Origin of the sequence: Actinoallomurus sp. NPDC052308, from assembly GCF_040679195.1 — a bacterium.
GTDB lineage: Bacteria > Actinomycetota > Actinomycetes > Streptosporangiales > Streptosporangiaceae > Actinoallomurus > Actinoallomurus liliacearum.
In genome coordinates, this window is sequence record NZ_JBFAUM010000001.1 from 725316 (window position 1) to 746583 (window position 21268).

The following is a 21268-nucleotide window of genomic DNA, read 5'->3' on the forward strand; positions in this document are numbered from 1 at the left end:
GCTGCCGCGTCAGCGGCAGCCTCGACGTCGTGGCGCTACCGGACCCGCTTGGGCGGGTGTTCTGAGGCCGGGCCAGGCGATGTCGTCGACCACCAGGAACGGTTCGCCGGTCAAGGTCGCCGGGGTCGCTCCGCTGAACGCCACGACGTCTCGATGCAGGTGGGACTGGTCGGCGTAGCCGCCGTCGGCCGCGACGCGGGCCGCGCCTTCACCCGCGACCAGGCGGTTGGCGGCGTGGTCGAAGCGGACCAGCCTCGCGGCGCGTTTGGGCGGCAGGCCGATCTGCGCGTGGAACCGCGACCACAGGCGTTTACGGCTCCAGCCGACCTCGGCCGCCAGTCGGTCGACCCGGACCCGGCCGTGGTCGGCGACGATCCGCTTCCAGACCCAGGCCACCTCCGGATCCACGGACGATCGCGCCTCGAATCGGCGGGCGAGCAACGCGTCCGTCAGGGCGAAACGATCCTCCCAGGAGGAGGCTTCGCTCAGTCGCTCGCGGATCCGTGACGCCTCCCGGCCCCACAGGTCGTCGAGGGCCACCACTGTGCCCTCCAGGTCGGCCGGCGAGACGCCGAGAACCGCGCGTACGACCATCGGGGACAGCCGCACCTGCACGCATTCGACGTTCTCGCCCCGCGCCCAGGCCGCGCCCCCGGAACCGAACCCGACCCCGGCGACGAGACTTCCGCGCTGCCGCCGCCCGGCGGAGTCGTCCAGAGTGGGAGTGCCGGCGCCGAACTCCACGGCCACGGTCACGGCCGGGTGCGGGACCATCCGGATCGCCATGAGGTCGCGGACGCCGAACCCGGCCATGGTGACACCGGGCATTCGGCTGGGACGTGCCGGGGACGCGACGTCCCATAAAGCCGTGACCCCACGTTCGCGCCCCGTGAACCGCATCGTCACATGCTACGTGAGCCGCCCGAGGCGGACATTCGTTCAGGCCGCCGGCGCGCGTGGACGGTGACAGTGGGCCCATGAGCGATATCGACCTGCGCCGGCGCCGCGGCGAGCGGGCGCGATCAGTAGCCGGGTTTCGCCCCGCCGCTCGCCTCGATCAGCCAGTACAGCGTTCCGGTGCCGAAAGGCAGCCTGGGCGTGGCGACGTCGATCCAGCCCGTGCCCGGCACGTCTGTTCCGGCATCCCACCACCACCAGCTCCGGTCGCCGCCGCCCTCTTCTTCGTTCGGGTCGAAGGAGTAGAGCCAGTTCGAAAGGCGCCACGCCTCGTCCGCGGTGGCCTCCTCCACCGGATCAGCCGAATCCGCCGGATCCGTCGGGGTCATGGCCTGCCAGCGCTCCAGCCAGGCGGCGGCCCGGGCGGCAGGATCGAAGACCGGCTCCGGTGCGGGCCGCTCGACCTCCGGTGCGAACCGTTCGACGAACCACGAGGGGAGGATCTCCGGCCACTCTTTCTCCGCCGGCCATGAGTCGACCCGCTCGATGACGCGTTCGAGCACCTCGCGCGCACGGGCGATCACGGCGGCCGGGTCGGCCGCCGTGAAGAACACCCGTACGAGGAACAGGCCTTCCTCGTCATCCTCGGTTGGGCCGGACCGGATACGCCGTAGTTCGCCGTCGGAGATCTTCACCCTCCGAAGTTTGCATGATTTTGAGGTATCAGTGGGCCGAGGCGATGATGCTCTGGACCCGGGCCGTGGTGGTGACGCTGCGGACGGTCTCCGGCGGGTACAGCGCGCCGCCCATGTAGATGCCCGGCCGGGTGAAGCGGGACGGCGACGGCCGGTCCTCGGAGGCGGTGAAGTGCAGCTCCTCGGCGCCGGTCGCCTCGACGACGCGTGCGGCCGTGCGCTCGTTGATCCCACCGGCGGGCAGGATGATGATCCGCCCGGCGGCCTTCTCGACGAGCCGCGCGATCAGCTCCGTGCCCTCCAGGGCCGAGGGGGCCGCGCCGGAGGTGAGCAGCCGGTCCACGCCGAGCCCGACGACGTCCTCGAACGCCGCCTCGGGGTCGCGGGTGACGTCGAACGCCCGATGGAAGGTGACGCTGAGCGGACGGGCGGCCTCGACCAGCCGTGCGCACAGCTCCGTGTCGATCTGCGCGTCCGGGGTCAGCGCGCCGATGACGATGCCGTCCGCGCCCGCGGCCTTGACCGCCTCGATGTCGCGGAGCATCGCCGCGACCTCGGCGGGGCCGTACACGAAGTCGCCGCCGCGCGGGCGGATGATCACATGGACCTTGATCCGGCCGGCGGCGAGGGCGACGGCCTGTTCGACCATCCCGATGCTCGGCGTGATCCCGCCCTCGAGCAGGGCGGCGCAGAGCTCGACCCGGTCCGCGCCGGCCTCCGCCGCGGCCGCGACGCCGTCGGCCGATTCCAGGCAGATCTCGTAACGCACTTTTCGGTTCCTTTCGCGAGGTGGGTGGATCAGAGCAGTTCGGGCGTCAGATCCGGGTCGGGCATGTCGGTGTCGAATGGGAACAGCGGCCGCCGTACGCCGTGGTGGCCGAGGCGGAGCAGGTCCTGGTCGACGCCACCGGGGGTGAGCGCGAGCAGCCAGTCGGCGGCGAGGTCGTACAGTTCCGGCTCCAGGTAACCGATCTTGACGATCACCAGGTCGGTCGCGGTGGGGTCGAGACCGAGGAAGGTGAAGTCGCGGATCTCGTGGTACGGCTTGCGGCGGGCGGTCACGATGACCTGCAGCCCGCCGGTCCGGATCACGGCGACGTCGCCGCCGACGGGGTCGTCGCGGCGCAGGGCCTGGACGGTGCCCGCCAGGGTGACGGGCCCGGCCGGGTTCGGATCGATCTTCCCGCCGACGCGGAGCACCACCTCGGCGCCCTCGCCGGCGGCGAACGCGGCGGCCACCGCCTCGGGGTCCTGGATGCTCGCGTAGATCGCGCTGACCTTCCCGAGGCGGAGCTCCTCGACCCCGAGCAGGTACTCCAGCGTGGCGGAGACGTCGCCGGCGCCGCCGGCGGTCGGGTTGTCGCCGGAGTCGCTGATCAGGAACGGGCGGGCGTCGCTGTCGATGGCGGCCCGGAGGCAGTCCCGCAGGGTGCCGGTGGGGGCGACGAAGGCGAAGTCCGCGCGGGCCTTCCAGTACGCCTCGGCCAGCCCGCGCGCCTGCTCGGTGATCGTCGCCTCGTCGTCGCCGGTGACGACCACGGCGGCCCGGCAGCGGGGCTCGTCGGCCCAGGCGTACCCGACCCAGATCGCGGCGTCCAGCACGCCGGGCATCGCCTCGACCTCGGGCACGCGGGCGTACAGGCTCTTGGCGGGCTCGATGCGGGTGCTCGTCTTCTCTCCGGGCAGCAGGACCGGCACCTGCACCCAGGCCTTGCGCGGCCGGCCGCCGTCGCGCAGCCGGGTCACGAGGTTGCGCGCCGCCCGCTCCCGGGACTCCCAGGCGTCCTCGTGCGGCGCCATCCGGTAACAGGTGATCAGGTCGACCGTCGAGGCGAGCTCGCGGGAGACGTTCCCGTGCAGGTCCATGGACGCCGAGATGAGCGTGTCCGGGCCGACGGCCGCCCGTACGGCGGCGGCCAGGCCGGCCTCCGCGTCGGTGCGCCCGGTGACGCTCATCGCCCCGTGGATGTCGAAGAACAGGCCGTCCAGCGGTCCTGCGGCTTTGGCACGTTCCACGATCTCGGCCTCGAGGGCGTCGTACACGTCGGGGTCGACGGCGCCGCCCGGCAGTGAGACCGCGTGCAGCAGCGGCACCCACTCCACTTCCGCGCACCATGGCCGCTGCTCCCGGAGCCAGGCGTAGCGCGCGAGCAGGGCGTCGTCCCGGGTGACGGTGAAGTCGTCCAGGCGGGTCAGGTGCGGGGAGAAAGTGCTCGACTCGATCGCGATGCCGGCGATGCCGATGCGGAGTGCTGTCACGGGAAGGTCCTTCGTACGGGGGCGGGATCAGGAGGAGGCCAGGGCCACGCCCTGGTCGAGGATGAGGCGGCCGATGCCCAGCAGGCCGGCGTCGGGCCCGGCGACGCTCTCCGCGATCTCCAGGTCCTGGGTGGTCGGGGGCAGGCATCGCTCGTACAGGACGCCGCGCGCCGCCGCCACGAACAGGTCGCAGCCGGCCAGCGCGCCGCTGAGGACGACCGCCTGGGGGTTCAGGAAGTTCACGATCGTGGTGAGGACCTCGCCGAGCTGCCGGCCGGCGAACCTCACGTTGGTCGTGACGGTCGGGTGCCGGTCGCGGGCCAGGCGTACGAGGTCGGCGGTGCTCTTGACGTCGACGCCGTCGCCGTTCACGGCGGCGACCAGCGCGGCACCGCTGGCGATCGTCTCCAGGCAGCCGAAGTTGCCGCAGCTGCACGGCCGGTCGCCGCCCGCCGGGACGCGGTTGTGGGTGATGTCGCCGGCGAAGCCGCGGGCGCCCCGGTGCAGCCGGCCGTCGCTCACGACGGCCGCGCCGACGCCGGTGCCGGCCTTGACGAAGACGAAGTCGCGGAGGTCCGGCCCGCGTGCGACGGTCTCGCCCATCGCCATGAGGTTGGCGTCGTTCTCCACGACGAGGGGGGTCTGGAACCGCCTGCTCATCCGCTCGCGTACGGAGTAGCCGTGCCAGCCGGGCATCCGGGAGGGCCCGACCATGACGCCGTCGAGGTCGACCGGCCCGGGCAGCCCGATTCCGACGCCGAGCACCGGGCGACCGTCGCCGAGCTCTTCGAGCGCGTCCATGATCTGGTCCAGGACGGGTTCCGGCCCGGCGCTGACGTCCATCTCCAGATCGCGGACCTTCTGGGGCCGGCCCGTCCCGTCCAGCGCCGCGATGCGCGCGTGGTGGCCGCCCAGGTCGGCGGCGAGCATCACGCCCTCACCCGCGGGGACGCTGAGCAGGCGCGGCCGCCGCCCGCCGCGCGAGCGGCCCTCACCGGACTCCAGGAGTAGGCCGGCGTCGAGCAGCTCCTGCACATGGGCGGAGACCGTCGACGGAGCCCAGCCGAGCAACCGGGCCAGCTCGGCCCGCGACGTGGCCTGGCCCGACGCGACGAGCCCGATGATGTGCGCGGCCGACACGGCGGCTCCTCAGTCGAATGTTCAGGAGACTTGCTTCGGATCCGAACGTTACTTCGGTTGATTCGGTCGGACAATAGCAACCGGTGTGACGGCAGTCCACCGCGTGACCTCGTTATGCGACCGTGACCAGGTGGTTTCCGGGAGCCGAGTGCGTCACTTGTTTCGATTCGGTCTTGTCTTGGTTCGATGGGGCGCTGTATCGTCACCGCCACATCGCCACCGACCCCCGCCGGACCGGCCACTCGAACGAAGCCCCCGGTCGGTCGGCCGAACGACTCGCTGAAACCTGCGGACGACGTCCGTTCCTCCCATCAGGAGCACCGATGAAGAGACCATCGCCCTCGTTCCCGGCGGCCGCGCGCACCCCGCTGGCGGTGCTCGGCGTGGGCGCCGCACTGCTGGTGGCCGGATGTTCCTCCGGCAGTGGGCAGGGGTCGTCGGGGAGCGGCGGCACGCCGCAGCAGGGCGGCGCGGTGACGTTCGCGCTGCCGCCCAACGCCACGCCGAACTGGATCTTCCCGCTGGGCACCCCCGGCCACCTGGCCGGGTACAACAGCGCGATCCGGCAGAACGTCTTCCTGCCGCTGTACGCCTACAACGGGTCGAGCGGCACCGTCGCCCTGGACGAGAAGGCCGGCGCGGCCAAGACCCCGGTCTACTCCAACGGCGGCAAGACGGTCACGATCACGCTGAAGGACGGCACCTGGGCGAACGGCCAGAAGGTCACCACCCGTGATGTGGAGTTCTGGTTCAACCTGGCCAAGGCCAACAAGGACCAGTGGGGCAACTACAGCAAGGGCGACCTGCCGGACAACGTCGCGAAGTTCACGACGGTGGACGACAAGACGTTCAAGCTCGACCTGACCAAGGCGTACAACCCGGACTGGTTCACGGCGAACCAGCTCACCTACATCACGCCGATGCCGCAGTCGGCCTGGGACGTCGAGGCCGCCGGCGGCAAGGTCGGCGACTACGACCGCACGACCGACGGCGCCAAGAAGGTCTTCAAGTACCTCATCGGCGAGGCCGGCAAGCTGTCGGAGTACGCGAGCAACCCGCTGTGGAAGGTCGCGAACGGGCCGTTCACGGTGAAGGAGTTCACCACCACCGGCCAGGTGACGCTCGCCAAGAACGCGAAGTACACCGGTGACGACGCCGCCCACCTGGACACCGTCACTTTCAAGCCGTTCACCTCCGCCCAGGCGGAGCTGAACGTCCTGCGCGCCGGCGGCGTCGACTACGGCTACCTGCCGGCGCTCGCGACCTCGCAGCAGAAGACGATCGAGAACAGCGGCTACCAGGTGAAGCCCTGGAACGGCTGGGCGATCACCTACATCCCCTACAACTTCAACAACCCGGAGATGGGCGCGGTCTTCAAGCAGCTCTACATCCGGCAGGCCGTGCAGATGTCGATCGACCAGGCGACCATCTCGCGGGTGATCTGGCACGACCAGGCCGCCCCCGGATACGGGCCGGTGCCGCAGCAGCCGGTGTCGAAGTACCTGTCCCAGGACCAGAAGAACAACCCGTACCCCTACGACGTGAACAAGGCCAAGGCGCTGATCACGTCGCACGGCTGGACGATCGCCGGCAACGTCGCCTCCTGCACGAAGCCGGGCACCGGGGCCGACCAGTGCGGGGCCGGGATCAAGGCCGGCACGCAGCTGAAGTTCTCGCTGCTGACCGAGAGCGGCAGCACCGAGACCGACAACACGATGCAGGAGCTGCAGTCGTCCCTCTCGAAGATCGGCGTCGCGCTGTCGATCAAGTCGGAGCCGCTGAACTCCGTCCTCGACCACAGCCCGGAGTGCAAGCCGAACCAGTCGACCTGCTCCTGGCAGCTCTCCTTCTTCGGCACCCAGGGCAGCTGGTACTTCCCGGCGTACCCGAGCGGTGAGCAGATCTTCTCCACCGACGGGGGCACCAACCTCGGCAGCTACAGCGACCCCACGGCCGACAAGCTGGTCAAGGAGTCGACGAGCTCCTCGGACCCCCAGGCGATGCAGCAGTACAGCTCCTACCTCGCCAAGCAGCTCCCGGTGATCTGGATGCCGAACCCCGCGTACCAGGTGTCGGCGATCCGCAACAACCTGCGCGGCGTCGTCCAGGACCCCCTGGCCACCATGCAGCCGCAGCGCTGGTACCTCACGAAGTAACCGACGCGCCCGGGACGGCCGACGGCCGTCCCGGGCCTCACTCTGGCCGGAGGAACCCCGTTGATCCGCTTCCTGGCAAAGCGCCTCGGGCAGTCGATCGTCGTCATCCTGCTGGTGACCGTGATCGTCTTCCTGCTGCTGCACTCGGTCCCCGGCGGGCCCGCCCGGGGCATCCTCGGCCCCCAGGCCAGCCCGCAGGCCATCGCGGCGTTCAACCATGAGCACGGCTTCGACAAGTCGCTGGTCCAGCAGTACTGGGCGTTCCTCAGCCGCCTGCTGCACGGCGATCTCGGCGACTCGTACACACTGAACCAGTCCGTGGGCTCGCTCATCTCCCAGCGGCTGCCCAAGACGCTCGTCCTGACCGGGCTGTCGACGCTGGTGGCGCTGCTCGTCGCGATCCCGCTGGGCGTGTGGCAGGGACGGCGGCGCCGCGGCCTGACCGACTACGCGGTCACCACCGTGGTGTTCATCGGGTACGCGACGCCGGTCTTCTTCCTGGCGCTCATCCTCGTCATCGTCTTCACCGAGAAGATCCCGATCCTGCCCCCGCAGGCGCCGCAGGGCCAGTCGCTCGGCGCGCTGTTCGCCGACTCCCGCGCGCTGATCCTTCCCGTCCTCGCCGGGGCGATCGCGACGGTCGCGGCGTTCAGCCGGTACATGCGGTCGGCGGTGCTCGACAACCTCGCCGAGGACTACGTACGGACCGCGCGGGCCAAGGGCGCCTCGGAACGCCGGGTCGTGTGGCTGCACATCATGCGCAACTCGCTGACCCCGATCATCGCGATGCTCGGTTACTACCTGCCGGTGCTGTTCTCCGGCGCGCTGGTGATCGAGTCGGTGTTCAACTACCCCGGCATGGGGCTGCTGTTCTGGAACGCCGCGCAGACGTCCGACTACCCGATCCTGCTCGGCACCGTCATGGTGATCGCGCTCGCCACCGTCATCGGCTCGCTGCTCGCCGACATCATCCAGGCGCTCGTCGACCCCCGCGTCCGCGGAGCGATCCGATGACGCGCGCATTCCGTACCGCGAAGGAGAACTCATGACCGTCTCCGCTCCGCTGCTCACCGAGCAGGAGCCCGCGGCCACGGCGGCCGGGCCGTACCGCCGGATGGTGAAGTCGTTCCTCGCCAACCGGCTGGCCCTCACGGGCCTGGTCATCCTCGGCCTGCTGCTCGTCTTCTGCTTCATCGGCCCGCTGATCCACCACACCGACCAGACGCACACGCAACTGGCCGACGCCACCCTCTCGCCCGGCACGCGCGGACACCTCCTCGGCACCGACGACGTCGGCCGGGACGTGCTCGGCCGCCTGATGGTCGGCGGCCAGACGTCCCTGGAGATCGGCATCGCCGCCGGGCTGCTGGCGACGCTGATCGGTACGGTCTGGGGCGCCATCTCCGGGTACGCCGGCGGCTGGATCGACTCGATCATGATGCGCGTGGTCGACGCGGGCATCGCGATCCCCGCCCTGTTCCTGCTCCTCGTGACCGCGACGATCCTCCGCCCCACGGTGCCGGTGCAGATCCTGATCATCGGCTGCGTCTCGTGGCTCGTGCCGGCCCGGCTCGTACGGGCCGAGGCGCTGTCCCTGCGCAGCCGCGACTACGTGCAGGCGATGAAGGCGATGGGCGGCGGCCACCGCCGCGCGGTGTTCCGGCACGTCATCCCGAACGCCATCGGCACGGTGGTGGTGAACGCGACCTTCCAGGTGGCCGACGCGATCCTGCTCATCGCCTACGTCAGCTTCCTGGGCCTCGGCGTGGCCCCGCCGAAGACCGACTGGGGCGGCATGCTCAGCAAGGGCATCTCCTACACCTCAGAGGGCTACTGGTGGCTGATCTTCCCGGCGGGCCTGGCGATCGTGCTGGTCGTGTGCGCGTTCAACTGCATCGGTGACGGCCTGCGCGACGCCTTCGAAGTACGGCTCCAGGGGCGCTGATGCGGAACCAGACGAAAGGTGAGACGGTGAGCGACTCCCCGGCCCTGGCCATCGAGGACCTGAGCGTCTCCTTCGCGGGAAGCTCCGCCAAGGTCCGCGCGGTCGACGGCGTCAGCATCCGCGTGAACCCGGGGGAGATCGTCGCGGTCGTCGGCGAGTCCGGCTCCGGCAAGAGCGTCACGTCCATGTCCACCCTGGGCCTGCTGCCGCCCACGGCCACCGTACGCGGCAGCGTCCGGGTCGGCGGGGTCGACGTCACGACGCTGGACGGCCCCGCGCTCCGCGCCGTACGCGGCTCGGAGATCGCCATGGTCTTCCAGGAGCCCATGACCGCGCTGAACCCCGCGTTCACCGTCGGCTGGCAGGTCGCCGAGGCGCTCCGCCTGCACATCGACGGCCTGTCGCGGAAGCAGGCCCTGGACCGCGCCGCCGAGCTCCTGGAGACGGTGGGCATCCGGGACGCGCGGCGCAGGCTCGGGCAGTACCCGCACGAACTCTCCGGCGGCCTCCGCCAGCGCGTCATGATCGCGATGGCGATCGCGTGCGAGCCGAAGGTGCTGATCGCCGACGAGGCCACCACCGCGCTGGACGTCACCGTGCAGGCGGAGATCCTCGACCTCCTGCGCGACCTCCGGGACCGGTTCGGCACCGCGATGCTGGTCATCACCCACAACATGGGCGTCGTCGCCGACATCGCCGACCGGGTCGTCGTCATGTACCAGGGGCAGGTCGTCGAGGAGGCCCCGGTCGAGGAGCTGTTCGCCAATCCGCGCGCGGATTACACCAAGCGCCTGCTCAGCGCCGTCCCCCGCCTCAAGCCCCGCGGCGACGAGCCCACCGGTGAACCGGCGGTCGCAGGCGAACCGGCGGCGCCGGGCGAGGCGGCGCTCGCCATCGAGAACCTCGTCGTGCAGTTCCGCGGCAAGGGCGGTACCAAGGTCCGCGCCGTCGACGACGTCTCCCTCACCGTGGCCAAGGGCGAGGTCCTCGGCCTGGTGGGCGAGTCCGGATCCGGCAAGTCGACCCTCGGCCGCGCGGCGATCGGGCTGATCACCCCGGCCTCGGGCACCGTACGGCTGCTCGGCGACTCGCTGACCGGCGCGCGGGGGAGCGCGTTGCGGCGGTTGCGGCGACGGTGCGGCATCGTCTTCCAGGATCCCGCGTCGTCCCTCGACCCCCGGATGACCGTCGGCGACTGCATCGCCGAGCCGCTGGTCATCAACAAGATCGGTGGCCGGGACGAGCGGATCGTGGCCCTGCTGGAGAGCGTCCGGCTCGACCCCGCCGTACGGTTCCGCTATCCCCACGAGCTGTCCGGCGGACAGCGGCAGCGGATCGGCATCGCGCGGGCGCTCGCCCTCGACCCGGACCTCGTGATCGCCGACGAGCCGACCAGCGCGCTGGACGTCTCGGTGCAGGCCGCCGTGCTGGACGTGTTCCTGGAGCTGCAGGCCCGCCTCGGCTTCGCCTGCCTGTTCATCACGCACGACCTGGCCGTCGTCGGACTGGTCTCCGACCGGGTCGCGGTGCTGAACCAGGGCGAACTGGTCGAGGAGGGCCCGCGCGACGAGGTCCTGTTCGACCCGCGCGAGGCCTACACGCGCCGCCTGATCAGCTCCGCGCCGGTCCCCGACCCGGTCGAGCAGCGCGAACGCCGGGCCCGCGCGGCCGAGCTGAGAGCGGCCCGCGACTGACCCGGCCGCTCGGGCGGCCCGCTTTCGCCTGATTTGCTCGGGTGGCCCGCTTCCGCCGTGTTCGCTTTCTCGCCGGCGCCGGATAGGCGTGACAGCGGCGGCCGGCGCGAAGCGGCCACCGTCGAGGCTTCCTCGGGGCCGCGATCGGCGTAACCGCCGCATTACCGGCAATCCCCCTGCCGGGTGGTCCGCTCGCGCTCTGGGGTGTCTACTCAGAGGAGACGAATTCTCCTCTGAGTAGACGGCTTCAGACGCGAGGGCCCGGCCAGGCATCCGATTCGTCCCGGTCATCCGTGTTGTCGCGGGAGTGGCGGCATGGAGGCGTACCGAACGCTCGGTAAAGCGCTCCTCGCGGCGCTGATGTGCGGGCTTTGGTCCCTCGTCAACGAGCCGTTACCGAGCATTCCGTACGGTCGCCGCCGAGGGTCGGGCCGCCCAGGTACCGGTCGGGTCGTCGTTCGCCCACGGTCAGGCGTACCGGGGGTGGGGCCGCCTTTTCCAGCTTCTTGCCGTCCAGGTAGCCGGGCCGGGCGGTACGCGGGGACCACGTGGCGCCGCCGTCGGGGGTCACCTCCGCGAAGGAGACGCGGGGGTAGATGCAGCACAGGAAGCAGGCGATGATCCGCAGCCGGCCCTGCCAACCGGTGTGAGCGAGCGCGGCGGCGACGCGGGGGTCGGCGGTGTCGACGTCGAGGAGCACCCAGAGCGGGCCGCCGCACCACGGGCACTCCTCCTCGGCCGACGCGGGACCGTCCTCGGGCACCAGCGCGTACGCCGTGGCCCCGCGGATCTCCCGGGCCCGTCCGTCGGTCTCGAAGTCCCAGCCGTACCGGGGAAGCACGTTGGCGAGGGTGTCGGCCTCGATGCCCGCTGGCGGCTGCCTCCGCCAGCGCCGGAACGCCGCCTCGACCACCAGACCGTGGGTGGCCGTGAGCATCGTCACCAGCCAGACGTTCGGGGAACCGGCGTCGACCCGCGCCACGGCCTCGCGCTGCACGTCCTCGCCCGCGTCGCGGAACAGCGCCTCCGGAAGGTAGACGTCGTCCGCGTCGAGCAGTCGCGAGAGGTACGGCCGAAGAGCGTCCGGGTCGTCCTCAACCAGTTCCTCGAGCTCCCACGCGGCGTCATCGTCACCGGCCAGGATCCGGTCGACCAGGTCATCGATCACCCGCGCACAGTACTGCCCTCCGCCGCTGACGCGTGGCGGCGTGCTCCTGCGCTCCGATCCCTTTCGGGCAGGCCATTGCCGAGCGTTCCGTACGCTGCCGCCGCGTAGAACCGCGTTCGGTTGTTGGGGGATCGGTGGCTTACGATCGGCTTCGTGACGGTTCGCGGGCTCATCACCGACTGGGGCGGCGTGCTCACCACGCCGCTGAAGGAAGCGATCACGGCGTGGATCGAGGTGGACGACATCGACGCCGACGTCTACAAGCTGGTGATGAAGGAGTGGGTGAGCCAGGCGTACGCCGGTGACGGCGTCAACCCGATCCACGGGCTGGAGGACGGGTCGCTGAGCCCGGCGGAGTTCGAGTTTCTGCTGGCCGAGCGGCTGCGCACCCGGACCGGCACGCCGGTGCCCGCCGACGGGCTGCTGACCAGGATGTTCCACGCCTTCGAGCCGGTCGAGCCGATGTACGACGCGCTTCGCCGGGCGAAGGGCGCCGGCGTCCGTACGTGCCTGCTGTCCAACTCCTGGGGCAACACCTATCCGCGGGAGCTGTTCGCCGAGCTGTTCGACGCGGTCGTGATCTCTTCGGAGGTCAGGCTGCGCAAGCCGGACCCGGCGATCTTCCACCACGCGCTGGAGCTGATCGGGCTGCCGGCGGAGGAGTGCGCGTTCGTCGACGACATCGAGCACAACGTGCGCGCCGCCGAGGAGCTCGGCATCACCGGCGTGCACTACGTCGACAGTTCGAGCACCGTCGCCCGCCTGGAGGAACTGCTGGGCGTTCAGCTCGGCTGACGGCGGCCCGGATCGGGGTGTCGGTGCGGATAGGGCGCGCGTCGGCGCGCCGGTACTGGCACACTCTCCAGGACCATGCGCGTTTATCTACCGTCCACACTCGGCGGCCTCGCCCGGATCCTCCGTGACCGTGAGGTCGGGCCGGTGCCGCTGACCGCCTATGCCGTGACGCCGGCGCTGCGCGAGTGGTACGCCTCCGCGGACCTCGAGGAGCTCGAGTACGCCGCGATGTCGGACGCCGCGAAGGCGTCCCTCCGGCTGCTCGCCGCCGATCCGGGGGCGCCGTCCCGCCGGGTCGTCATCGCCGCCGAGGTGCCCGACAAGGCCGTGACCTTCGCCGTCGGCGACCTTGTCGACGCCGACGAGCGGGCCCTCGTCCGCGTGTCGGAGCCGATCCCGTTCAACCGGATCGCGTCCGGGCACGTCGACGACGCCGAGGCCGAGCCCGACGTCCGCGCCGCGCGCGGCGCGATCGAGGCCGCGGACGCCGGTGACGACGACGCGAAGTTCACCGTCGACGGCGCCGCCGGGCACGACCTCATGTGGTACGCCACCCAGGAGCTGCGCGACCTGTTCCCGTGATGCTTTCAGCCGACGGGCGTTCTGACCTATGCTCGATTGGCTATGACGCACATCGTTTGGGACTGGAACGGCACGCTGTTCGACGACATCGACGCGACCGTGGACGCGACCAACGAGGTCTTCGCGTCGTACGGCCTGCCGCTGATGGACCGGGCGGGGTTCCAGGCGATCTACAGCCGTCCGATCTGGGCCTGCTACGAGCGCCTGCTGGGCCGCGCGCTGGAAGAGGGCGAGTGGGAGCGGCTCGACGCGGCGTTCCACGACTCCTACCACCGGCTGATGGAGCGCTGCCGGCTCGCGGCGGACGCCCGGCACGCGATCGACGCGCTGACCGACGCCGGGCACACCCAGTCCCTGCTGTCGATGTGGCACCACGACCGGCTGACCATCGCGGTACGCGAGCACGGCATCGGCGAGATCTTCCGCCGGGTCGACGGCCTGCGGCCGGGGGAGTCCGGCGGGTCGAAGGCGGAGTTCATGGTCCGGCACCTGTCCCGGCTGGGGGTCGACCCGGCCGAGGTCGTGGCGGTCGGGGACAGCGCCGACGACGCGGCGGCCGCCCGGCACGCGGGGGCGCGCGCGATCCTGTACGCCGGGGGGACGCAGGCGCGGGCGGATCTGGCCCGTCTCGGCCTCCCGGTGGTGGACCGGCTCACCGAGATCTCCGCATACATTTGACCTGCGGTCCTCACGACGGAACGCGACCACGATCCTCACCCGGATCATCATGACGACGCTGTCACGAACTGCGGGGAGATCTCTCATGGACGCTGTCACGAACGTACCGGTCCCCGTGAACGAGCCGGTCAAGGCGTACGCCCCCGGCGGCCAGGACCGGACCGGCATCGAGGCGAAGATCAAGGAGCTCGCCGGCGAGCGGATCGACCTCACGATGACCATAGGAGGCGAGCAGCGGCTCGGTGGCGGACGGCCCGTCGACACGGTGCAGCCGCACAAGCACCGGCACGTCCTCGGCCAGGCCCGGGAGGCGACCGACGACGACGTGCGCGCGGCCATCGACGCCGCGCGGCAGGCCGCGCCGGGCTGGCGGGCGCTGTCGTTCGACGACCGCGCCGCGATCTTCCTCAAGGCCGCCGACCTGCTGTCCGGCCCCTGGCGTAACACCCTGAACGCCGCCACCATCCTCGGCCAGTCCAAGTCCGTGCAGCAGGCGGAGATCGACGCGGCCTGTGAGTTCATCGACTTCCTCCGCTTCAACGTCTCCTTCGCCCGGGAGCTCCTCGCCCAGCAGCCGATCAGCTCGCCCGGCGTGTGGAACCGCCTGGAGTACCGGCCGCTGGAGGGCTTCGTCCTCGCGATCACGCCGTTCAACTTCACGGCGATCGCCGGGAACCTCCCCACCTCCGCCGCCCTCATGGGCAACGTCGTCGTCTGGAAGCCCTCGCCGACGCAGGCGTTCGCCGCGCACTTCACGATGCGCCTGCTCGAGGCGGCCGGCCTGCCGCCCGGCGTGATCAACCTGGTCACCGGCAACGGTGAGGCGGTCTCCAACGTCGCGCTGCGGCACCCGGACCTGGCCGGCATCCACTTCACCGGCTCGACCGCGACCTTCCAGCACCTGTGGCGCACCGTCGGCGAGAACATCGCCGGCTACCGCACCTACCCCCGGCTCGTCGGCGAGACCGGCGGCAAGGACTTCGTCGTCGCCCACGCGTCGGCCGACCCGCGGGTGCTCGCCACCGCGCTGATCCGCGGCGCGTTCGAGTACCAGGGCCAGAAGTGCTCCGCCGCCTCCCGGGCGTACGTCCCGCGCTCGGTGTGGAACACCATGCGCGACGACTTCCTCGGCACGGTCGAGTCCCTGACCATGGGCGACGTCGCCGAGGACCTGTCGGTGTTCATGGGCGCCGTGATCGACGACCGGGCGTTCGCCAAGCACCGGGCCGCGATCGAGCGCGCCCGCTCCCACGACGCCATCGACGTCCTCGTCGGCGGCGGCCTCGACGACTCCGAGGGCTACTTCGTCCAGCCCACGGTGCTGCAGAGCGCCGACCCGGAGGACGAGATCTTCACCACGGAGTACTTCGGCCCGATCCTCGGCGTGCATGTCTACGATGACGCCGACTACGACAGGGTGCTCGCCCAGATGGAGAGCGCCGCGCCGTACGGCCTCACCGGATCGATCATCGCCCAGGACCGCCGGGCCATCGCGGAGGCGTCGGAGAAGCTGCGGTTCGCCGCGGGCAACTTCTACGTCAACGACAAGCCCACGGGCGCGGTCGTCGGGCAGCAGCCCTTCGGTGGCTCGCGGGCCAGCGGCACCAACGACAAGGCCGGCTCGATCTTCAACCTGACCCGATGGGTGAGCACCCGCTCGGTCAAGGAGACCTTCGTTCCGGCGACCGATCACCGGTACCCGCACATGGGGTGATCGCCTCCGCGCCCCCTGGCGAGTAATCTGTCCTGTGACCAGGCCGAACGCCTGACGCGCCGAGAACGGACCGGGGGGCTGTGTGCGGCGTCTGACGTCATTGGCCGCCATCGTCGGCTGCGCGGCGGCGGCCGGATTCGCGGTCAAGGCGCTCACCGTGCCCGAGCCACGGCCCGCCCGCGTCGTCGACGCGGAGGGCGACGCCGACCTGGCGCGCCTCTCCGTCCGCGCCGACCCGTCGCTGGCGCCCGTGGCCGGTCACCGGCTCGTCCCGGGCCGCCGCGTCGTCTACGGCTTCAGCGTGACCAACGCCGGCTCGGAGATCATCCGGCACGTCGTCGCGCGCAGCGTCAAGGTCGCCGCACCCGGCATGGACGACCGGCTGGCGGTCGTGTCCGTCAGCGACCCGGCGTGCTCGGGGGTCGGGCGGGTGGAGTGCATCTTCCAGCGGCTGGACCCCGGCGAGACCAGGACCGTGCGCGTCGTCGTGGAGACCCCGGCGGACCGGCCGCCGCGCGGCCGGATGACCATCCACACGTTCCTGGGCCGGTTCACCGAGCCGGTGGGCGGGACGATCCCGCTCGAGGTGATCGGCGGGATCCAGGCCACCACGGGCCGCTTCTCCTGACGCCCTGAGTCCTCCCGGCCCCCGAGCGGCCGGGTTTGCGCGGACGGGCCGGGACCCCCCACGATTGACCGGCCCCCGTGTTCACTCCGTGCAGGAGACCGTGATGCCTCGTCTGGTGCTGTGGAACGTCGATCACACGCTGGTCGACGTCGGCAAGGTGACCCGGGAGGCGTACGCCGAGGCGTTCGAACGCGTCACCGGGCGGCCGCTCGTCCGGCTCGCGCCGACCGCCGGGCGCACCGAGTCGGAGATCATCTTCGAGACCCTGGCGTTCAACGACGTCGCCCCGACCGAGGACCACCTGCCGGAGTTCATGGCCGCCCTGGCCGACGCCTTCTCGGCGCGCAAGGGGGCGGTCCGCAAGGAGGGGCGGGTGCTGCCCGGCGCCCGTGAGGCCCTCGCGGCGGTGGCCCGGCGGCGCGACGTCGTCCAGTCGGTGCTGACCGGCTCCATCCGGCCGAACGCCGTCACCAAGCTCAAGACGCTCGGCCTGGCCAAGTACCTCGACTTCGAGGTCGGCGGGTACGGCTCGGAGACCTACCCCAAGGCCGCCCTGGTCGAGCTGGCCCGCACCCGCACGGGGGAGCGGTACCGCGGCGTGATCGCCGAGGCCGCGACCGTGCTCGTGGCCGACTCCCCGCGCGACGTGCAGGCGGCGAAGATCGCCCGCGCGAAGTCGATCGCGGTCGCGACGGGCACGGCCACTCAGGCGGAGCTGCGCGGCGCGGGCGCGGACGCCGTGCTGCCGAGCCTCGCCGAGACCGACGCGGTCGTCGCCGCGATCGAGGAGCTCACCGCGACGCCACACGAGTGACGGAAGAGGCATGTGGGAACCCGGCATTGCGATCGGTGGCCGCCCCCGTGAATGCTGGATTCCTCGAGAACATGAGGAGGCCGTGCCGTGTCCGTTGCCGAGGGTGACCTGTTGTGGGAGCCGTCCGAGGAGGTCCGCCGGACCGCCCGTGTCGCCCGGTTCATGGAAGAGCGCGGTTTCGGCTCTCATGACGAGCTGTGGCGCTGGTCCGTCACCGAGGTCGGCGCTTTCTGGGACGCGATCTGGTCCTACTTCGGCGTGCTGGGCGACCGCGGCGCCGGGCCGGCGTTGGAGCGCGCCGAGATGCCGGACGCCCGCTGGTTCCCCGGCGCGACGCTCAACCACGCCCGGAACACGCTGCGGCGGGCCGAGGAGGACCCGGACGCCACGGCGGTGATCTTCCGGACGGAGGCCGACGAAGGCTCCGGCCCGTCCCGTTCGCGGACGCTGACCTACCGGGAGCTCGCCGCCGAGGTCGCCGAGGTGCGCGCCGGGCTGCGGGCGCTCGGCGTCGGCCGCGGGGACCGCGTCGCGGCGTACGTCCCGAACATCCCCGAGGCCCTGGTCGCCTTCCTGGCGACCGCGTCCCTGGGCGCGGTCTGGTCGTCGTGCTCGCCGGACTTCGGCGCGCCGAGCGTGATCGACCGGTTCACCCAGATCGAGCCCAAGGTGCTGATCGCGGTGGACGGCTACGCCTACAACGGCAAGCGGTTCGACCGGTCCGGGGTGGTCCGGGACATCCAGGCGGCGCTGCCCACGCTGACGGCCACGGTCACGATCCCGTACCTCGACCTCGACGCCCCCGCGATCGGGGAGGGCCGCGCGCTCCGGTACGCCGAGCTGAGGCGCTCCGGAGAGCCGCTCGCCTTCGAGGAGGTGCCCTTCGACCATCCGCTGTGGATCCTGTACTCCTCGGGCACCACGGGCCTGCCCAAGCCGATCGTGCACGGCCACGGCGGCATCGTGCTGGAGCACCTCAAGGCCCTCAGCTTTCACCAGGACCTCGGCCCCGGCGACGTGTTCTTCTGGTACACGACCACCGGCTGGATGATGTGGAACTACCTCATCGGCGGCCTGCTCGTCGGCGCGACGATCGTGCTGTACGACGGCGCGCCCGGCGGCGACACTCTGTGGCGGCTGGCCGCCGAGACCGGGGTGACCTACTTCGGGGTCGGCGCGCCGTACGTCCTGGCGTCGATGAAGGCGGGCCTCGACCCGGGCCGGGAGTACGACCTGTCCCGGATCCGCGGGATCGGCTCGACCGGTTCGCCGCTGCCCCCGGAGGGCTTCGGCTGGCTGTACGACCACATCGGCCGGGACCTGCTGGTCGGCTCGTTCTCCGGCGGCACCGACGTGGCCACCGGGTTCGTCGGGCCGTGCGTGCTGCTGCCGCTGCGCGCGGGCGTCATCCAGTGCCGCGGGCTCGGCGCCAAGATCGAGGCGTACGACGAGAAGGGCGAGCCGGTCATCGGCGAGGTCGGGGAGCTGGTGCTCACCGAGCCGATGCCGTCCATGCCGATCTACTTCTGGAACGACGAGGGCGGCGAGCGCTACCGCGACTCCTACTTCGGGGTGTACCCCGACGTCTGGCGGCACGGCGACTGGATCAAGGTGCTGCCCGACGGCGGCTGCGTGATCTACGGGCGGTCCGACTCGACCCTCAACCGCGGGGGCGTCCGCATGGGCACCGCCGATTTCTACCGCGTCGTCGAGGGGTTCGACGAGATCGCCGACTCCCTGGTCGTCGACACCGGGCAGCTCGGCGCGGAGGGCCGCCTGCTGCTGTACGTCCAGCTCGCCGAGGGGGTCGCCCTGTCCGACGACCTGGTCGGCCGGATCCGCGCCGCCCTGCGGTCGACGCTGTCCCCCCGGCACGTCCCCGACGAGATCCGGGTGGTGCCGGGCGTGCCGCGCACCCTGTCCGGTAAAAAGCTCGAGGTTCCAGTCCGTAAGATCTTGCTCGGCACGCCCATCGACAAGGCGGCGAATCCGGACGCGATGGCCAACCCCGAGGTGTTGCGCCACTTCACCCCGGATTCCTGACCGGGGCCGGGCGCGTCTCTCGTACGGGACATGTCCGTCACCTGGCGCGACGCGCTCTGGGAACGCGGAGTCGGTGGGGATATGTTCGGCAGATGCGGTTCGTCGCCCATGCTCCGATCGGCGCGCCGGCAGGGGATTGATCGACGCCCCGGCCGGCCGGCCGAACCAGCAGGACGTCGACCGCGTCTCAACCGATATGCCCGACCGTGGGGACGGTCGGCGGGGAGCGACGGAAGGGATGCGGTCGGCAATGGACCGGACTGCGGCGGACCAGAATTCGAATCCCCTGCAGCCAGGTGATCCGAGGCGGCTGGGGGACTACGAGGTCGTCGGTCGGCTGGGCAGGGGCGGCCAGGGCGCCGTCTTCCTGGGCAGATCCCCGGCGGGCGCGCAGGTCGCGATCAAGCTGCTCCACGCCGAGCTGGCCGAGGACGCCAAGGCGCGGACCCGCTTCGAGCGCGAGGTGACCGCCGCCAAGCGGGTCGCGCGGTTCTGCACCGCGCAGGTGCTCGACGCCGACGTCGCGGGGGACCGCCCCTACATCGTCAGCGAGTACGTCCCCGGACGTTCGCTGTACGACGTGATCAAGGAGAGCGGGCCGATCGGCGGCGCCGCGCTGGAGCGGCTCGCGATCGGCACGGTCACCGCGCTCGTCGCGATCCACCAGGCGGGCGTCGTGCACCGTGATCTGAAGCCGCACAACGTGCTGCTCGGGCCGGACGGCCCCCGGGTGATCGACTTCGGTATCGCGCGGGCGCTGGACGGGGCCTCGACGGTCTCCAGCCGGGTCGTCGGCACCCCCGCCTACATGGCCCCGGAGCAGATCCGCGGCGAGACGGTCGGGCCGGCCGTCGACATCTTCGCGTGGGCCGCCACGATGGTCTTCGCGGCCACGGGGACTCCGCCGTTCGGCGGCGACTCGATCTCCGCGGTGATCAGCCGGATCCTCTCCGAGGAGCCCCGGATCGGCGACCTGCCCGCCGGGCTGCACGCCCTCGTGACCGGCGCCCTGGAGAAGGACCCCGCCCGGCGGCTCACCGCCAACGCCCTCCTGCTGCGCCTGCTCGGCGGCGGTGGCGAGGCCCAGCGGCCGGAGCCCTCCCCGACCGAGGTGCTGCCGCCGGTCGCCGTCGACGCGGGTCCTCTGACGGTCCCCGCCGACCTGCTGGAGCACGCGGCCACGGTCGCCGCCCAGCGGACCCCGCCCGGCGGCACGGCCCTCGCCGGGACGCCGCGCCTCGGCGCCGCCGCCCACAAGTACCCCGTCACGGTGGTCCGGCCGCCCCGCGCGGAGGAGCCCACGCCCTACCGCGCGGAGGAGCGCACGTCGCCCGTCCTGCCGCCCGTATCGGGGCAGCCGACCTCGCCGGTCCCGCCCGTCCACAGCGAGGGGATCTCGTCGCTCCTCCCGCCCGTGGCCGGCGCCGAACCGGCCGCTCCCGGCGGATGGTCGACGATGTCCCGGGGCCGCCGGAGGCTCGCCGCCGCCGGAGCCGCGGTCGTCGCGGCCGCGGCGGTCGTGATCGGGCTGGTCCTGACCTCCAACGCGGCCGGCCGCTCCGGGCAGAACACCGGGTACAACCCGAACGGCACGCAGAGCCACGTGTCCCCCTCCGAGACCAGGCAGGGCAACGCCGGCGTGCCGGTCGACACGCCCTCCTCGACCCGGTCGGACCGGTCGCCCACGCCGACGTACTCGCCGACCCCGACCTACTCGCCCACCCCGACGTACTCGCCGACGCCGACGCACTCGCCCACCCCGACCCACACCTCCAGCACCCCGACGCACTCGGCCAGCCCCACGCACTCGACCGGCTCGAGCCCGAGCACCGGAACCGGGACGGGCACCGGAACGGGCACGGGCACCGGGTCCGGTACCGGCACCGGGACGGGCGGCAGCGGCCCGGGAACCGGCTCGACCGGTCAGGGCACGAACGCCCAGACCGCGCCCAATGCCCACTCCGGTGCCACCACCAGCACCGGAGGCGAGTGACCGGGTTTCGTTCGGGTCGGACAATCCGCGTTTTCGCGTTAACCTGGCCGCCGTGAGCACAACACCA

General features: G+C 71.6%; 18 protein-coding genes. 12 read left to right on the plus strand and 6 right to left on the minus strand.

The features are described from left to right. Positions 1 to 9: 9 nt before the first annotated feature. From AB0L00_RS03745 to AB0L00_RS03765, 5 genes are all read right to left on the minus strand, one after another. Positions 10 to 828, minus strand: a complete 819-nt coding sequence (locus tag AB0L00_RS03745; RefSeq protein WP_364427840.1) for a helix-turn-helix domain-containing protein — start codon at positions 826 to 828, stop codon at positions 10 to 12. A 194-nt stretch (positions 829 to 1022) separates the two neighbouring features. Beyond that, positions 1023 to 1592: a hypothetical protein gene (locus tag AB0L00_RS03750; protein ID WP_364427843.1), complete on the minus strand. Its 570-nt coding sequence runs from the start codon at positions 1590 to 1592 to the stop codon at positions 1023 to 1025. A 28-nt stretch (positions 1593 to 1620) separates the two neighbouring features. Beyond that, complete coding sequence (locus AB0L00_RS03755; protein WP_364427846.1) at positions 1621 to 2361, minus strand: copper homeostasis protein CutC; 741 nt, start codon at positions 2359 to 2361, stop codon at positions 1621 to 1623. Between the two features lie 29 nt (positions 2362 to 2390). Then, a complete protein-coding gene (locus tag AB0L00_RS03760) occupies positions 2391 to 3851 on the minus strand; it encodes a M81 family metallopeptidase (protein ID WP_364427849.1) in 1461 nt (486 codons plus the stop codon). Positions 3852 to 3878: 27 nt separating this feature from the next. After that, positions 3879 to 4991, minus strand: a complete 1113-nt coding sequence (locus tag AB0L00_RS03765; protein WP_364427852.1) for an ROK family transcriptional regulator — start codon at positions 4989 to 4991, stop codon at positions 3879 to 3881. Between the two features lie 323 nt (positions 4992 to 5314). Here AB0L00_RS03765 and AB0L00_RS03770 point away from each other — a divergent pair, with 323 nt between their 5' ends. From AB0L00_RS03770 to AB0L00_RS03785, 4 genes are read left to right on the plus strand one after another with little or no spacing between them, the layout of a single operon-like run. After that, positions 5315 to 7147: a peptide ABC transporter substrate-binding protein gene (locus AB0L00_RS03770; RefSeq protein ID WP_364427855.1), complete on the plus strand. Its 1833-nt coding sequence runs from the start codon at positions 5315 to 5317 to the stop codon at positions 7145 to 7147. A 60-nt stretch (positions 7148 to 7207) separates the two neighbouring features. Continuing rightward, the gene (locus AB0L00_RS03775) at positions 7208 to 8161 is read left to right on the plus strand and encodes an ABC transporter permease (RefSeq protein WP_345353502.1); all 954 of its coding nucleotides are present in this window, start codon (positions 7208 to 7210) and stop codon (positions 8159 to 8161) included. A 31-nt stretch (positions 8162 to 8192) separates the two neighbouring features. Further along, a complete protein-coding gene (locus AB0L00_RS03780) occupies positions 8193 to 9092 on the plus strand; it encodes an ABC transporter permease (RefSeq protein ID WP_364427858.1) in 900 nt (299 codons plus the stop codon). 26 nt (positions 9093 to 9118) lie between these two features. Next, positions 9119 to 10786, plus strand: a complete 1668-nt coding sequence (locus AB0L00_RS03785; RefSeq protein WP_364427861.1) for an ABC transporter ATP-binding protein — start codon at positions 9119 to 9121, stop codon at positions 10784 to 10786. 382 nt (positions 10787 to 11168) lie between these two features. On the opposite strand, the gene AB0L00_RS03790 is transcribed toward AB0L00_RS03785, so the two are convergent. Further along, positions 11169 to 11954 carry a hypothetical protein gene (locus AB0L00_RS03790; RefSeq protein WP_364427864.1) on the minus strand — a complete coding sequence of 262 codons (786 nt, stop codon included), beginning with the start codon at positions 11952 to 11954 and terminating at the stop codon, positions 11169 to 11171. A gap of 153 nt (positions 11955 to 12107) precedes the next feature. On the opposite strand from AB0L00_RS03790, the gene AB0L00_RS03795 reads away from it, so the two are divergent. From AB0L00_RS03795 to AB0L00_RS03830, 8 genes are all read left to right on the plus strand, one after another. Next, complete coding sequence (locus AB0L00_RS03795) at positions 12108 to 12749, plus strand: HAD family phosphatase (protein WP_364427867.1); 642 nt, start codon at positions 12108 to 12110, stop codon at positions 12747 to 12749. 75 nt (positions 12750 to 12824) lie between these two features. Further along, positions 12825 to 13331 carry a hypothetical protein gene (locus tag AB0L00_RS03800; RefSeq protein ID WP_364427870.1) on the plus strand — a complete coding sequence of 169 codons (507 nt, stop codon included), beginning with the start codon at positions 12825 to 12827 and terminating at the stop codon, positions 13329 to 13331. 42 nt (positions 13332 to 13373) lie between these two features. Further along, on the plus strand, positions 13374 to 14009 hold the full coding sequence (locus AB0L00_RS03805) for an HAD hydrolase-like protein (protein WP_364427872.1): 636 nt from the start codon (positions 13374 to 13376) through the stop codon (positions 14007 to 14009). 85 nt (positions 14010 to 14094) lie between these two features. Beyond that, positions 14095 to 15723: an L-glutamate gamma-semialdehyde dehydrogenase gene (pruA, locus tag AB0L00_RS03810; protein WP_364427875.1), complete on the plus strand. Its 1629-nt coding sequence runs from the start codon at positions 14095 to 14097 to the stop codon at positions 15721 to 15723. A gap of 82 nt (positions 15724 to 15805) precedes the next feature. After that, on the plus strand, positions 15806 to 16351 hold the full coding sequence (locus AB0L00_RS03815) for a hypothetical protein (RefSeq protein ID WP_364427877.1): 546 nt from the start codon (positions 15806 to 15808) through the stop codon (positions 16349 to 16351). A gap of 103 nt (positions 16352 to 16454) precedes the next feature. Then, the gene (locus tag AB0L00_RS03820) at positions 16455 to 17165 is read left to right on the plus strand and encodes a haloacid dehalogenase-like hydrolase (protein WP_345353524.1); all 711 of its coding nucleotides are present in this window, start codon (positions 16455 to 16457) and stop codon (positions 17163 to 17165) included. Positions 17166 to 17252: 87 nt separating this feature from the next. Continuing rightward, entirely contained in the window at positions 17253 to 19208 is a 1956-nt protein-coding gene (locus AB0L00_RS03825; RefSeq protein WP_364427880.1) for an acetoacetate--CoA ligase, read from the plus strand. A 250-nt stretch (positions 19209 to 19458) separates the two neighbouring features. Further along, complete coding sequence (locus tag AB0L00_RS03830; protein ID WP_364427883.1) at positions 19459 to 21201, plus strand: protein kinase; 1743 nt, start codon at positions 19459 to 19461, stop codon at positions 21199 to 21201. Positions 21202 to 21268 lie beyond the last annotated feature (67 nt).

Coding starts and splice junctions, on each gene's coding strand:
- pruA (WP_364427875.1), top strand. CDS start 14,095: ATGGACGCTGTCACGAACGTACCGGTCCCCGTGAACGAGCCGGTCAAG.
- AB0L00_RS03805 (WP_364427872.1), top strand. CDS start 13,374: ATGACGCACATCGTTTGGGACTGGAACGGCACGCTGTTCGACGACATC.
- AB0L00_RS03830 (WP_364427883.1), top strand. CDS start 19,459: ATGGACCGGACTGCGGCGGACCAGAATTCGAATCCCCTGCAGCCAGGT.
- AB0L00_RS03770 (WP_364427855.1), top strand. CDS start 5,315: ATGAAGAGACCATCGCCCTCGTTCCCGGCGGCCGCGCGCACCCCGCTG.
- AB0L00_RS03780 (WP_364427858.1), top strand. CDS start 8,193: ATGACCGTCTCCGCTCCGCTGCTCACCGAGCAGGAGCCCGCGGCCACG.
- AB0L00_RS03800 (WP_364427870.1), top strand. CDS start 12,825: ATGCGCGTTTATCTACCGTCCACACTCGGCGGCCTCGCCCGGATCCTC.
- AB0L00_RS03745 (WP_364427840.1), bottom strand. CDS start 828: ATGCCCGGTGTCACCATGGCCGGGTTCGGCGTCCGCGACCTCATGGCG.
- AB0L00_RS03820 (WP_345353524.1), top strand. CDS start 16,455: ATGCCTCGTCTGGTGCTGTGGAACGTCGATCACACGCTGGTCGACGTC.